The following is a 15,530-nucleotide window of genomic DNA, read 5'->3' as shown; positions in this document are numbered from 1 at the left end:
ACAGCAAAATGCAGGTTAAAAAATTATTATGGACAGTCACTTTTATTTTCTTCTCATTATTAACATTTGCACATAAAGACAGCAATAAGGTAACAAACACATATAATGTATTATTTATTGCTGTCGATGATTTACGCCCAACAATCGGATGTTATGGCGACAAAAGAGCCATAACACCCAATATCGACAGGTTGGCAAAAAGCGGCACTATTTTTACAAATGCCTATTGTCAGCAGGCTGTATGCAATCCATCAAGAGCATCCATATTAACCGGATTAAGACCCAATGAAAATGGAGTGACCGATCTTGTTACCCATTTCAGGGAGAAAGTTCCTGATGTTATCACGCTTCCTCAGATTTTTATTAATGCCGGATATCAGGTTAACAACATAGGGAAAATTTATCATGGCAAAAATGATACACAGGATGACATATCATGGTCGGAGCCACCAAAATTTAATATTTCCGTAAAAGAAGAACAATATTATTTACCTGAGAATAAAAAAGGCGGAAAGGCTGCATCATTTGAATTTGCAGATGTTGAAGATAGCAGCTACATAGATGGAAAGATAACTCATGAGGCCGTCAGCCTGTTGAAAGAATATAAAAAATCCGAAAAAAAATTCTTTCTGGCCATTGGATTTAAGAAACCCCATCTTCCGTTCTGTGCCCCTAAAAAATACTGGGATATGTACAAAAACACTGATTTTTCAAACATAACAGATAAAGAAAGACCCGAAAACGCTCCTGATATAGCATTCCATCAGTGGCAGGAATTAAGAGGATACACTGATATTCCAAACAAAGGGGAACTTACCAGCGAAAAAGAACAGGAACTTTGGCGTAGCTATTATGCTTGCGTTAGTTATATTGATGTTCAAATTGGTAAAATTATAAACGAACTAAATCGGTTGAAGTTAAGTGAAAATACAATAGTTATTTTATGGGGAGACCATGGCTATCATCTTGGGGAACAGAATTTATGGTGTAAATCGACCAATTTTGAACTCGACGACCGCATACCTCTGATTATATCGGCTCCGGGTTTTTCAAGAGAAGGTGCAAGCTCAGAAGCAATTGTGGAAGCATTAGATATTTATCCTACACTTATTGACTTGTGTAGTATTAAACCTACAAAAAAATTAAGTGGAATGAGTTTAAAACCGTTGTTATTAAATGCTGACAAAAAATGGAACCATGTTGCCTACAGCCAGTTCTGCAGGCCTTACAAAGCACTGTCTTCAAAAAATGCTACACACATGGGTTACACCATCAGAACTTATGATTGGAGATACACTGTTTGGTATAATCTGCAAAATGATTCTGTTGAGTACAGGGAACTTTACGATTTAAGCAAATATCGTGTAGAAAGGAAAAATCTTGCAGGAATGGATAAATACACAAAAGTTGAGAAAAAGCTCGGCAAACAACTTGAAACATATAAAAATATAAAATGAAACTGAAAGGCACATTAATTTCGGTATTTGTTGTTTTATCTGCATTTCTCTCCTTTGGTGAGAACAAAAAACAAGAAAAACCCAATGTTCTGTTCATCACCATCGATGATTTGAATGACTGGACTACAATTTTCGATAAAAACAATCCCATTCAAATTCCAAATATCGAAAAGCTGGCAAGCCGCGGTGCATTCTTCACCCGTGCTTACTGCTCATCTCCGGCATGTAATCCATCGCGGGCATCGGTAATGACAGGCACGCGCCCTCACAAAACCGGGATATATGGGAACAGTTCGGATTGGAGAGGCGCACTTCCTAAAATTAAAACCATACAACGCTATTTTAAAGAAAACGGGTATTTTGTTTGTGGCTCAGGGAAAATATTTCATCATCACAAAGACTGGGCATTTCACGATAACGCCTCTTTTGATGAATACCTGATGATGGACATCAATGAACCCTATCCCGATAAAAAACTAAATAGTCTCGACTGGTACGGTTCACGAAATACCGACTGGGGCCCCTGGCCTGATGATATCAAAAAAACCGCCGATTACCGGACAGCCCAATACGCCATTCAAAAACTGAATCAGAAATTTGACCAGCCCTTTTTTCTCAACGTAGGAATTTACAAACCACATTCGCCATTCTTTGCTCCTCGGGAATTTTTTGATAAATATCCTTCTGAAAATGTAGTGATGCCACAAATTCCCGAAGAAGACATGAAGGACCTTCCTGAAGGAGCGAAAGAACTGGTAAAACCAACCAACTGGTTTTGGGACGGGATGATAAAAGCAGAAAAACAAGATTCAACTGCATACAAAGACTATGTTCAGGCCTACCAAGCATGTGCTTCGTTTGCCGACGCTATGATTGGAAACATTATCGACGCGCTGGATAAAAGCCCATATAAAAACAACACGATTATTGTTCTTTGGTCGGATCATGGTTTTCATCTGGGTGAAAAACAGCACTTTGAAAAATTTGCACTTTGGGAAAAAACCACCCACATTCCTTTTATTATTATTGCTCCCGGGCTTACAAAACGTAAAACCATTATTGAAAAGCCAGTGGACATGACGACCATTTATCCAACGCTTTGTGAACTTTGCGGCCTGGAAATCCCGGAACATACAGATGGTTTTAGTCTTGCTCCTTTGTTAAAAGATACGGCTACAGAAATTCCACCTGCATTAATGACTTATATGAAAGGCAATCACGCCATCCGGACGGAGCGATGGAGATACATTCAGTATGCCGATGGGACTGAAGAACTTTACGATCATAAAAACGACCCAAACGAATGGAACAATGTAGCTCAAAATGAAGAAAACAAAGCTGTTATTGAACGACTAAAAAAATACATCCCAAAAGAAAATGCAGAACAAGTGCCTGATTTATAAATCAAAAAAATGAAGAAAACAACTTTTATATTGCTGCTTGTCATTTCTTTGATGGCCTGTAAAACAAAAGAAGAAAACACCGAACATCCGAACGTAATTGTTATTTCGGTTGACGATTTACGCGACTGGGTAGGTTATTTGGGTGGTTATAAAGGAACGGTATATACACCAAACATCGACCGGCTGGCAGCATCAGGTGTTGCTTTTACCAACGCACACACAGCTGCCACAGTTTGTTGCCCTTCTCGAAACGCTTTGATGCTGGGGAAACGCCCTTCAACCACAGGTTTGTACAACAACGGACAGTGGTGGAAAGCTACCCACCCTCAAGAAATTACACTCGCTCAATATTTCAAAAATAACGGATATTACACTGCCGGGGCTGGCAAGGTTTTTCATCACACTCCCGGGAATAATCCACCTTGTAGCTGGAATGAATTTCAGGATCAGGTATTTGACGACCCTTGGAATTTTGCGGACTGGAGTGCCGAAAGATATTTCCTTTCCTATGGTTACCGCGGCGAAATCGTTCAATATCCGGAATGGAAACCGTTAAACGGAATTTATCCCATTCGTTCGGAACTCGATTGGGGCGCTATTCCGGGAAAAGAAGAAAAAGATTACGGCGATGTTCAGGTGGTAAATTATGCAAAAGCATTTCTTCAAAAGCAACACGAAAAGCCTTTTTTCCTGGCACTTGGAACCTACCGGCCACACATGCCCTGGCATGTTCCGCAAAAATATTTTGATATGTATCCGCTGAATGAAGTTGTTCTACCGGAAATAAAAGAAGATGATTTGGATGATATTCCCGAAGAAGGCAAAAAACTGGCAATGGCAGGTTCTCGCGACTTTTTTCAAATCAGGGACGAAGGAAAATGGAAAGAAGCAGTTCAGGCATATTTGGCAAGTATCACATTTGCCGACAAACAAGTTGGCGATATTTTGGATGCACTTCAAAACAGCGGATTTGCGAAAAATACAATTGTTGTTCTTTGGTCGGACCACGGGTGGCACCTGGGAACCAAACAACACTGGCACAAACAAACGTTATGGGAAGAGTGTACGCAAATTCCTTTTATCATAACCGCTCCGGGAACTACAAAACCAAATTCGCTTTGCGATAAACCCGTTGATATGGTCAATGTTTTTCCAACGCTGGTTTCACTTTGCAAGCTTCCTGAAAAAACGGATTTAGATGGCCATGACATGTCGCCACTTCTGCGAAATCCAAATTCAGATTGGGCATATCCTGCTATTTCCGAAATAAAAACAGGAAATGTGTCCATAAGAACTCAAAATTGGCACTTTATTCATTATAAAGATGGTACTGAAGAACTTTACGACAGTAATAAAGATCCCAATGAATGGAATAATCTGCTCGGTCAAAATCCTGATAAATCGATTCTAGAAGAACTAAATAAGTGGGTTCCAAAAACATTTGCAGAATCGGTGCCTGATAAAAACAGTTTTTATTTTGATCCTTATCAGTACACTTATTTAAACAGAGAAACAAAAGAATTTATAGACGGGAAAAAATGATATCTTTAAAATCCAACTAATATCCTAAAATACCAACGTATGAATCATAAGCCTAATCAACTAAGTCGAAAAATAAAACAATTTGCAGGAATTGCATTTTTATTTTTCTCGAGCCATTTCAGTTTCGCCCAGGAACAACCTGATTTGCCTATTATTGATATTTCGGGTGAAACCGAACAACAGGTTGTAATTGCCGAAGGAACCGAAGACATTTATCAGGGGCACCCGACAACCGTGTTGCTTCCCGACGGGAAAACCATTTATTCTGTTTGGAGCACCGGGCACGGGGGACCTGCCGGAACCATGTCAGTTAGCCACAATGGAGGGCTAACATGGTCGCGCATAGATAATATCTTGCCTGCCGGATTCAGGCTGCACAGTAATTGCCCCAGTATTTACCGGATGATGGATAAAAAAAGCGGGAAAGTGAGGCTTTGGGTGTATTCACAATTTAAAAATGTAGATGGGGAAAAAATACCCATGCCGCGTATAATGAGCGAGGATGGTGGAAAATCATGGAAAGAATATCCAGCTCTTGGCGAAAAATTCGAATGTGTAATGACATTCAGCAGTGTAGTCAGATTAAAAGACGGAAACTACATGGGATTTTACCATCGAAGAAAAGGTGAATCGCTGGTAGTTCTTCAAACCAAAACCAACGATGGAGGAATGACCTGGTCAGACCCGGAAGTAATTGCCGATGTGGACGGCAAAAAACCATGCGAGCCTTTTGTTTTTCGTTCGCCCAACCAAAAAGAACTTTGTTGCCTGATGCGTGAAAACACCCACCAGGGAAGAAGTTTGATGATGTTCAGCAAAGACGAAGGAAAAACCTGGAGTCAACCTGAAGATACACCCTGGGGACTTACCGGCGATCGCCATATGGGTGTTTACACCAAAGACGGAAGGTTGGTTATCGCTTTCCGCGACATGGCATTGAACAGTCCAACGGCAGGTCATTTTGTTGCCTGGATTGGAAAATATGAAGACATTAAGAATGGAAAACCCGGAGAATACAGAGTTAAACTTTTGCATAGTTACGCCGGCCGAGACTGTGGTTATCCGGGCATGGAAATTCTCCCCGACGGAACAATCGTTGCTACAACCTATATAAAATACTGGGACGATCAACGGAAACATTCAGTGATTTGCACTCGTTTCCAAATCAACGAACTGGATGCGATGGTTGCGAAACAAATCGTAGAAAAAAGCATTATAAATCAGCAACCTTTCTTTCAGCTTCAAACACTCTACAAAAATAAAAGAATGCCGGTCATTATTGCCTCAGAAGGGACTGTATATGCTTTCGCTGATGCCGGTTCTCTACTTAGAAAAAGTGCTGATAACGGGAAAACATGGTCGCCTGAAAAAGAAATTCTTCCGGGTAAAAATCTAAAAGGAAATGTAATTCTGGACGAAAATACAGGGGAATTACTGGTTCTTTCTCCTTCTGGGGAAAATCCTTGCCTTTATCGAAGTTCAGATAAAGGGGCAACCTGGAAAAAAGAAAATATTGAAATAAAACCCAATGTAATGGGACATGGAACTTACGGAAAAGCTCCAATTAATATCATCTCCATGGAACCCGGAATTACCCTGAAAAATGGCGAACACAAAGGCCGCCTCATCATTGCAGGAAGGATTCAGCCACCCAATGGCGACAATGCACAGGAATATTGGATGTACAATTACAACACGTCTATTTACAGCGACGACAATGGAAAAACCTGGCAGGTAAGTGACGCAATTATGACCGGAACCGGAGAAGGTGCTGTTGCCGAATTATCTAACGGAAGCGTATATTACAATTCCCGCTCACATATGTCGGTTGACCATAAACGAAGAATTGCATGGAGCTACGACGGAGGTAATCGTTACGTTGACTGGCAAGTTTCTGATGAACTCTACGAAATTGGCGAACCGTTCTATTTCAAATACGGAAGTAAACCCAGTTATGGTTGTAAAGCCGGGTTAGTTAGAATTCCCGACGGCGTAATTGATGCCGAAGATGTATTGCTGTACAGTATGCCCGACTGGAAAGGAGGCTGGCGTTATCAACTGACCGTTTGGGCTTCGTTTAACGGAACGTCAACCTGGCCAATAAAACGTTTAATTGATGCTGACTTTAGTGCATATTCATCTTTGACGGTCGGTGAAGACGGAACCATTTTTCTGCTTTATGAAGGCGGCGAAGAAAAATTATACGACGAAATTAACGTGGCGATATTTAATCTTCCTTGGTTGTTAGATGGTGATAATTCTTAATTCATAGAAAATGAATCAACTGTCAAAAATAACAATCATCCAACTATTCATTTTTCTGAGCTTTCTTCCTAAGATTTATGGTCAGCATAGCACAAATGACTGGTTGAAAAGCAAAAACGAAACTTTTGATGTATTACCGGGATTTCAGAATCCGCCAAAAGGTTATGGCGAAGTGCCATTTTACTGGTGGCAGGGAGATACACTCACAAAAGAAAGAATCTCCTGGCAATTGGATCAGTTGAAAGATAAATGCATTTCAAGTTTACAAATTAACTACAGCCATTTAGATTCCGGCGGACTGATTTACGGTTTGTCAAGACCCAGTAAACCTGCTCTTTTTACTCCTGAATGGTGGGATCTTTTTAAATGGTTCGCAAAGGAATCTCAAAAACGTGGAATGACCATCAGCGTAAGCGATTACACTTTGGGCGTTGGACAGGGATTTTCAATGGATGATGCATTAAAAGAAATCCCGGAAATGAACGGTAGCATTCTTCGGGATTCTGTAAAAATCGTTACAGGGAAATGCAAATGGAAACTTCCTCCCGGATTTCTAAATGTTACAGCTTTCCAAACCAACTCCGATGGCTCTGTAAAAGAAAACACGCGTGTTAATCTACTTCCTTATATAAAAGACGGCAATCTTATTTTCAATTTCGGAAAAGAAACCTGCCAAGTCAACTGCATTTACGAGGAGAAAATAATTCCTTCCTACAATCCGATGCATCCTAAAAGCGGGGAAGCTTACATTCACCATTTTTTCGATCGTTTTGAAGAAGCACTTCCTCCTGAAAATAAAAAGGCCCTGGATTTTTTCTTTTCTGATGAATTAAATTTTCGTTTAAGCGGAAACATTTGGGACAATCGTTTTGCCGAAGAATTCAAAAAAAGAAAAGGGTACGATATTGTGCCTTATTTGGATGCTCTGTTTAATAATATTGGAGACATCACTCCAAAAATCAGGCTCGATTACAACGATGTAATGGTGAGTTTAAGCGAAGAAAACTTTTTTATTCCGGTGTTTGAATGGCATGAAAAACGGGGCTTAACTTACGGTTGCGATCACGGCGGGAGAGGACGAGATGTGACTGAATTTGGCGATTATTTCCGTACCCAGCGCTGGAACCAGGGACCGGGCTCCGATCAACCGCGTGTTTCAAAAGACATAATTAAAGCGAAAGTTGCTGCTTCCATTGCGCATTTGTACAACCGTCCGCGCGTGTGGCTCGAAGGCTTTCACAGCAGCGGGTGGGGAACCTCATCGGCCGATGTTACCGAAGCCATTTTAGCCAATTTTGTTGCCGGATATAATCTACTGTCTTTTCACGGATTTTACTACTCCACCATGGGCGGATGGTGGGAATGGGCGCCGCCGGACAACCATTTCAGAATGCCTTACTGGAGCCAGATTGAACCATTGATGAAGTGCACAGAACGGTTATCCTACACTTTGTCGCAGGGAAACCATGTGTGCGATGTGGCTATTATTTATCCAACCGAACCAGTGGTTGCGGAAATGGATGGAAACAATTCCGTACAAATAGCATTCAAAACCGGAGAATTGATTTATAACAAAGCCATTGATTTCGACTTTATTGATTATGAATCTATTGCCCGCGCTGAAACAAAAAATGGGGAATTGCAGGTTTCCGGTGAAAAGTATAAAGTAGTCATCGTCCCTTCAATGGAAGCGATTCGTTTTTCAACACTTCAAAAACTAAAAGAATTTCAAGAAGCTGGTGGGTTGATTGTCAACATTGGAGAAAAGCCAGCAGCAACAGAAAAAAATGGTTTGAATGATACCGAAGTTGAAAAACTTGTTGCTTCCATTTTCTCTGGTAAGAATACTTTTCAGTGCAAAAATGCAGAGGAAGTTCTTGAAAAACTACCGGGCTCTTATTCCCCTAATTTTAAAGTACTTTCTGAACTGGAAGAACTTCCGTATGTGATGCACCGTTCCATTGGAGAACGTGATATTTATGCTTTGTACAATTTCCCCAAAAACACAAAATGCTTTTTCAATTCAAAAGGTTCAGCGCAACTTTGGAATCCATGGAATGGAGAAATTTCATCCCTCGTCCATCTTGCAAAAGAAACAAATGAAGGAACAGAAATTACTTTACCGCTTTCCAAAACAGAAATACAACTCATCGTTTTTGAGCCTGAAGAAAAAAGCCAATTCAAAGAAATTGTTCTTAATGAACCTATTCGTTGTGACACGCTCGACGATATTTGGAATTTTGAATTAAAACCTTCACTCGACAACCGCTGGGGAGATTTTGAACTTCCGGCTTCTGAAAAACTAATGGGGGCACAGGTTCGCCAGGTTTATTTTAAAGAAAACGAAAATTACAAGGGCGGAAAGCCTAAACCTGACAGCACCTGGGACATGATTACCTGTGCTTACGGAACACATTTCATGAAACTTGGGCCGCTGGCAAAACTTCCTAAAAACAAACAATTATTGAAATTTATTCCTGAAAAAAACTCGGATTCTATCAGCTGGGATAATAAAAAATATGCCTGGGAACCTTATAAATTTTCGTGGCAAAGAGGCGTGGAAGGAGACTACGGGCATCAGGGCTGGCACGGCCTAAAAGGAGAAATGTACGATAATTTTATCCGGTTGGGAGCAATCGATGAATTCCGGCATTCACGATTTAGAGTTCCCGAAAAAGAAGGCTCTTTTTATGTTCTCTACACAGAAGTTGTAGCTCCCAATGATGGGATTTTTGACTTACTTACCGGAGAAGAAAAACCGGTGCTTCTCTTTATAAATGGGAAAAACACCAACACAAACAGTAGTGTTGCCCAACTGAAAAAAGGGAAAAATCCGGTTCTAATAGTTTACAACAAAGCTTGTGAAACCTACCTTGTTTTCAGAAAACCAGATATTCCCCTGCCGGAGAAGCAACCCATTTCCATGTGTTGGTACGGCGACAGTGGAGTTTTGCCTTTCGACTGTTCTTCGGTAACTCAGGCAAATTCCGGATTATACACATTCCAGTCGGCGCCGGGTTTAGAAGCTTTATCTTTTACAGCTTACGGAGACGTTTCACTTTGGATCGACAGCAATAAATACACGCCAGAAATTACAAGGGAAGATTCAAACGGATTAAAAACCTACGCTGTTAATATCAAAAACGCAATTAAAGAAACGTCAAACGTTGTTTTGAAAATCGATTATCAGGCAGGTTATACAGACGGAGCGGCGTTGCCTCAATATTTCAGGCAAACCTGTGGCGAAGGCATCATAAAACTTGGCGACTGGTCGGAAATCGACGGGCTAAAAGCTTATTCAGGAGGCGCCTCGTACAGCAAAACAATAGATATTGATGCGTCCAAAATATCCGCAGGAAAAATTGAAATTGATTTGGGAGAAGTAGTTTCCTCTGCTGAATTAATCGTCAACGGTAAAAGTGCAGGAATAAAACTGGCACCTCCATACAAATTCGATATCACAGAAATGGCACAAGCAGGAGAAAATAAAATTGAAGTTTTGGTTTACAACACATTATCCAACAATTTCATCGGCACACCAACCCGTTTTCGGGGAAGCATAAAATCGGGATTACTAGGGCCGGTAACTTTACTTACATACAAGAAAAATAACGAATAAACATCGAAATAATGAAAAAAAATCTGTTCATACTTACCATCTTTATTTTAGGACTTTTTCAATACGCCTGTAAAGAAAAGACAACTCCAATTCAAAAATCCGTTTTGTGGGAAAAAGGTACCGGCGACTACAACAACTATCGCATTCCCTCTTTGATTACAACTCAAAAAGGAACACTTTTGGCTTTTTGTGAAGGACGAGAAGCTGGTGATGCCGGCGACATCGATTTATTGCTAAAACGCTCGGAAGATAATGGAATAACCTGGAGCGACGAACAAATTGTATGGAACGACGCCCAAAATACCTGTGGAAACCCTTGTCCTGTTGTGGATGAAACAACAGGCCGGATTTGGCTCTTTTTAACCTGGAACAATGGAGAAGACGGAGAATCTGCCATTATTCATAAAACCTCATCCCTTCCTCGCCTGCCCTACCTTTCTTATTCTGATGACGATGGAAAAACATGGTCGGAGCCGGTGAATATGAACGAAAGTTGCCGCGACACTTCGTGGGGTTGGTATGCCACTGGCCCTGGTTTTGGAATTCAAATGAAAAACGGCCCACACAAAGGAAGATTGGTAATTCCGGCCAATCACAGTTACAACGATCCGGACGGAACCATTAGAAACGGCCCTTATGGCTATGGTGCACATGTTTTATATTCTGACGACCATGGCGAAATCTGGGAAATGAGCGAGCCAATAAAACCCGGCTGCAACGAAAGTCAGGTTACCGAACTTTCTGATGGCACGCTGGAAATGAACATGCGATCGTATAACGACCAAAATGCGCGGGCAATTAGTTTCAGCAAAGACGGAGGCGAAACGTGGACAGAAATTGAACACGATTACCAACTGGTTGAATCGAGATGCCAGGCAAGTATTTTAAATTACGGGCAGTTTGATGAAAAACAAATGCATCTGTTCCTAAACCCGGCTGTTCCTTCCGGCAGAAACCACCTGACTTTAAAAGCCAGTTTCGACGATTGCCAAAGCTGGAGCAACGATAAATTAATTTATGCAGGCCCGGCTGCCTATTCTTGCTTAACAAAACTCCCCGACGGAAAAATCGGGATGTTCTTCGAAGCCGGAAAAGAAAGCGCCTACGAAAAAATGGTATTTGTTTCGTTCGAACCTACTCAAATATTTGCGCCAGGCTCATTACTAAATTCGAACAGCTTTTAATGAAACCTCTACAATCAGGTGAGATATATGGAAACTGGGCTACATTGCTTTTAGCTACCGATAAAAACGGAGATATTAATTATTCGAAATTGAATGATGAAATTGATGTTTTGATTTTATCTAATCCGAATGGCATTTACTCCAACGGAACGGCTGGTGAATTTTACTCGCAAACCGAGGAAGAATTTTTAAAAGTAAACGAATTACTGGCTGCAAAGTGTGAAAAGGCAGGCATTCCCTTTCAAATTGGAGTAAGTCACATGAGCCCGCAAATCTCTCTGCAGCGGCTAAAAATGATAAAACATTTGCTACCGGGAGCTGTCCAGATTATTTTACCCGATTGGTTTCCTCCAACTCTGGAAGAAAGTATAATATTTCTGCAAAAAATGGCTGAACAAGCTGGGAACATAAGCATGGTATTGTACAATCCGCCACACGCAAAGAAAAAATTACAGCCGGAAGAATGGACCTTCTTAAAAAAGCAGGTTCCATCCCTAATGGGAGTGAAAGTTTTCGATTATAATTCTGATAAACAATGGTATGAGTCTGTTCGGAAAAACAGTGAAGGACTTTCAGTATTTATCCCGGGACATAATCTGGCAACAGGAATTACTCTTGGTGCACACGGGGCATATTCGAATGTAGCCTGCCTGAATCCGTTTACTGCACAAAAGTGGTTTAATCAAATACAAAGTGATTTGAGTTCCGCTCTGGAACTGGAGAAAAGAATCAAACAATTTATGAGTGAAGTCATTGAACCTTTCATCAGTAAACAGTTTTTCCCAAATCATGCCTGTGATCGTTTTATGGCACTTGTTGGAGGATGGGCAGACGTCGGCGCAAATTTACGCTGGCCCTACAAATCTATTCCTGACGAATTGACCGAACCTGTGCGAAAAAAAGCGCGAAAAATTATCCCTGAGTTCTTTTAATACGAATTTGAAATAACAATGAAAATGAAATACTTTTTCTCTATCCTTCTCTTTTTCATTATCTCCGCCACACATGCTGAAAATCACTACCTGAAATTTTCATCGTTTCCGGAACTTCCTCCCAATACAGGTTATTTCATTCAGCCAGGCCTCGCCGGACCTTATTCTGGTGTGGATGACGATGTATTAATCGTGGCGGGAGGAGCAAATTTCCCTGATAAAGTTCCATGGGAAGGAGGAACAAAAGTATATTACAACGAAATTTTTCTTTTACAAAAAAACGGAGATGCATATTCCTGGAAAAAATCGGAGGCAAAAATTCCATTTGCGGCCGGTTACGGAGGGGCTGTTTCCACTCCGGCAGGATTATTTTGTTTTGGCGGAAACACAAGCAATGAGTGTATTTCCGAAAGTTGGTTCATCAATTACATTCCCGAAACCGGAGCTGTTGAAATAACTTCTGGGCCACAACTTCCTGTACCTTTAACCAATTTTGCATTTGCCAAAGTAGACAATACCATTTTTGTTGCCGGAGGAATTTCAGAACCGGGTGGAACCTCAAAAAAAATATTTCTTTCGTTAGATATTTCAAACGCAACCCCCGACGAATGGAAATGGGAAAGCCTTCCGGAGTGGGAAGGACCGCCGCGTGCTTTCTCCATAGCAGCCGCTCAAAGCAATGGTGTTACCAACTGTTTTTATCTCTTTTCAGGAAGAAACATAAAACAAAACGGTGAAGTTGAAATCCTTTACGACGCACATGTTTACAATCCTTTGATAAAACAGTGGTCGCTTATTTCGGATGGAAAAAACAAAGAATTTCCGGTTATGGCAGGGACTGCCTTTCCGGTTGGTGCCAGTACCATTGCTTTTTCGTCAGGTGCCAATGGCGAATTGATGCTAAAACAGATGGGCATTGAAAAACACATCGAGGAACTCAAAGCCGCAGATAAAAACGAAACTGTTGATAGCGAGTTAGCAAAGGTACAACAAAAATTATTAAGTCATTTGGAAAACCATCCGGGATTTGGGAATAAAGTTATCGGATTTAATACCTTAACCAACAAAACGTTTGAACTTGCCACGCTCCCGGAAACCGGCCAGGTAACAACCACTGCCGTTCAATGGGGAAATGATTTTATTATTCCTTCGGGAGAAATCCGTCCGGGAATTCGCACACCGAAAATCCTAAAAATTCAAGTGGTAAAGGATGCTAAACATTTAAGTTTGCTAGACATCGTTGTTATCGGCCTTTATTTTCTGGTGCTTTCGTGGATGGGCTACTTCTTTTCAAAGCGACAAAAAGATACCAACGATTATTTCAAAGGTGGTGGTCGCATTCCCTGGTGGGCAGCCGGACTGAGCATCTTCGGAACCGCACTCAGCGCCATTACTTTTATGGCTATTCCCGCCAAAACTTTTGCAACCGACTGGTCATATTTTACACTCAACATGACCATCTTTTTAGTGGCGCCGGTTATTATCTTCCTGTTTATTCCGTTTTTCAGGAAATTGAATGTAACCACCGCTTACGAATATCTGGAAAACCGTTTTAATCTCACCATCCGTCTAATTGGAAGCCTTTCTTTCATCGTTTATCAAATTGGCAGAATGGGGGTCGTTTTGTTTCTCCCGTCAATTGCACTGAACGTAGTTACCGGAATCGACATATTTTTATGTATCGCACTAATGGGAATTGTAGCGCTTGTTTACACGATGATGGGTGGAATAGAAGCTGTTATTTGGACGGATGTAATGCAGGTAATTGTTTTGCTTGGAGGAGCCATTCTTTCGTTGTCTCTAATCATTCTTAAAATTGACGGTGGATTTTCTTCCATTGTTGAAACAGCGGCTGCCAATCATAAATTTAATGTTTTCGACTTAACACTTTCGTTAAAACAACCCACGGTTTGGGTGATGCTTCTGGGGGGAATTTTTGCAAACATTACTACTTACGGAACCGACCAAACCATGGTACAACGCTACTTAACCACAAAAACGCAAAAAGAGGCAAATCAAAGTGTATGGACCAACGCTATTTTGACGATACCTGCTACCATTATTTTCTTTTTTGTAGGAACTGCACTTTTTGCGTTTTACAAAGCTTTCCCAACAGAATTAAACTCCACTTTTTCAAACAACGATGCCATTTTTCCGTGGTACATTGCATCTCAACTTCCTGCGGGAATCTCAGGACTGTTGATTGCCGGAATATTTGCCGCAGCGATGAGTAGTTTGAGCAGCAGCATGAATTCAGCCGCAACTGCTTATTCCACCGACATTCATTTCCGTTTTGGATGGAGTAAAAATACAAAACCGCTAAAACTGGCGCGAATAGCCACTTTTATTGTCGGAATTTCAGGAACCTTATTTGCGTTTATGATGGCAACCATGGATATTCAGTCGCTTTGGGACGAATTCCAAAAAGTACTGGGACTGGTTATCGGCAGCTTGGGCGGTGTTTTTCTTTTAGGAATTTTATCAAAAAAAGCCAATTCAAAAGGCGTTTTAGTCGGAATTTTCATTAGCATAATGATACAGATTCTGGTAGCCACATATCAACCCGTACATCTGATTATGTATTCGGCAACAGGAGTACTGTCATGTTTTGTTACAGGTTGGACAGCCAGTTGGTTTTTTAAAGAATAACAAATTCGTTTAAAATGAATTGCAACCTACCTAAAACTTTAAAATATAATTTCTTCTTAATCGTCTGAAGAAGAAAACGGAGTGATATGCCCAAAAGAATACCACACACGAAACTACGGATTACGACCGGCGATAAAATAAGGAAGATTACATAAAATCTATAAATGGTGCAGTTGAAGATAGCCAGCTTATTGAATCTTGTGGAAAATTTAATATGATTTATTCTATACTCTCGCTTCACCTCTGGGCAACTCCGGGCTTAGATTAAAAAAACCTGTACTACGTTTTAAATGAGAGCAGCAAGAGTTGTTTATCTATAATTTTTCAGAGGAGGAATATTCTACCACAAACCTCAAACGTGGCATCCGGGAATCGATAAGGGCCTCGTACCGGGCAGATGATATAAACGAGTTGCTACTTGCCCTTGATTTAAAAAACTTTCCTATCCGGCGTAAAAGACTTTACATAGATATTGTGGT

General features: G+C 40.8%; 8 protein-coding genes. All 8 read left to right on the top strand.

The window, feature by feature from the left end; translation table 11 throughout:
* The first annotated feature begins 8 nt into the window (after positions 1 to 8).
* The 8 genes from GM418_RS11535 to GM418_RS11500 are packed head-to-tail and all read left to right on the top strand — an operon-like array spanning position 9 to position 15,051.
* Positions 9 to 1,457 (top strand): sulfatase, encoded by a 1,449-nt coding sequence (locus tag GM418_RS11535; protein ID WP_158866184.1) that lies wholly within the window; start codon positions 9 to 11, stop codon positions 1,455 to 1,457.
* Positions 1,454 to 2,860, top strand: a complete 1,407-nt coding sequence (locus GM418_RS11530; protein WP_158866182.1) for a sulfatase — start codon at positions 1,454 to 1,456, stop codon at positions 2,858 to 2,860. Before GM418_RS11535 ends, GM418_RS11530 begins: the two co-directional genes overlap by 4 nt.
* 9 nt (positions 2,861 to 2,869) lie before the next feature.
* On the top strand, positions 2,870 to 4,402 hold the full coding sequence (locus GM418_RS11525) for a sulfatase (RefSeq protein ID WP_158866180.1): 1,533 nt from the start codon (positions 2,870 to 2,872) through the stop codon (positions 4,400 to 4,402).
* Positions 4,403 to 4,441: 39 nt separating this feature from the next.
* Positions 4,442 to 6,667 (top strand): sialidase family protein, encoded by a 2,226-nt coding sequence (locus GM418_RS11520; RefSeq protein ID WP_158866178.1) that lies wholly within the window; start codon positions 4,442 to 4,444, stop codon positions 6,665 to 6,667.
* 10 nt (positions 6,668 to 6,677) lie between these two features.
* On the top strand, positions 6,678 to 10,286 hold the full coding sequence (locus GM418_RS11515) for a glycosyl hydrolase (RefSeq protein WP_158866176.1): 3,609 nt from the start codon (positions 6,678 to 6,680) through the stop codon (positions 10,284 to 10,286).
* A gap of 11 nt (positions 10,287 to 10,297) precedes the next feature.
* On the top strand, positions 10,298 to 11,470 hold the full coding sequence (locus tag GM418_RS11510) for a sialidase family protein (RefSeq protein WP_158866174.1): 1,173 nt from the start codon (positions 10,298 to 10,300) through the stop codon (positions 11,468 to 11,470).
* Positions 11,470 to 12,402, top strand: coding sequence for a dihydrodipicolinate synthase family protein (locus tag GM418_RS11505; RefSeq protein ID WP_158866172.1), 933 nt, complete (start codon positions 11,470 to 11,472; stop codon positions 12,400 to 12,402). Before GM418_RS11510 ends, GM418_RS11505 begins: the two co-directional genes overlap by 1 nt.
* Before the next feature lie 24 nt (positions 12,403 to 12,426).
* Complete coding sequence (locus GM418_RS11500; protein WP_158866170.1) at positions 12,427 to 15,051, top strand: sodium:solute symporter family protein; 2,625 nt, start codon at positions 12,427 to 12,429, stop codon at positions 15,049 to 15,051.
* Positions 15,052 to 15,530: the final 479 nt, after the last annotated feature.

This window comes from Maribellus comscasis, assembly GCF_009762775.1.
Classification (GTDB): Bacteria; Bacteroidota; Bacteroidia; order Bacteroidales; family Prolixibacteraceae; genus Draconibacterium; species Draconibacterium comscasis.
The sequence above is the reverse complement of the archived record's forward strand: the minus strand, read 5'-3'. Positions and strand labels throughout refer to the sequence as shown.

Bases quoted from the DNA above. Each gene is read 5' to 3' on its own strand.
- GM418_RS11535 (WP_158866184.1), top strand. From the start codon at position 9: ATGCAGGTTAAAAAATTATTATGGACAGTCACTTTTATTTTCTTCTCA.
- GM418_RS11530 (WP_158866182.1), top strand. From the start codon at position 1,454: ATGAAACTGAAAGGCACATTAATTTCGGTATTTGTTGTTTTATCTGCA.
- GM418_RS11525 (WP_158866180.1), top strand. From the start codon at position 2,870: ATGAAGAAAACAACTTTTATATTGCTGCTTGTCATTTCTTTGATGGCC.
- GM418_RS11520 (WP_158866178.1), top strand. From the start codon at position 4,442: ATGAATCATAAGCCTAATCAACTAAGTCGAAAAATAAAACAATTTGCA.
- GM418_RS11515 (WP_158866176.1), top strand. From the start codon at position 6,678: ATGAATCAACTGTCAAAAATAACAATCATCCAACTATTCATTTTTCTG.
- GM418_RS11510 (WP_158866174.1), top strand. From the start codon at position 10,298: ATGAAAAAAAATCTGTTCATACTTACCATCTTTATTTTAGGACTTTTT.
- GM418_RS11505 (WP_158866172.1), top strand. From the start codon at position 11,470: ATGAAACCTCTACAATCAGGTGAGATATATGGAAACTGGGCTACATTG.
- GM418_RS11500 (WP_158866170.1), top strand. From the start codon at position 12,427: ATGAAATACTTTTTCTCTATCCTTCTCTTTTTCATTATCTCCGCCACA.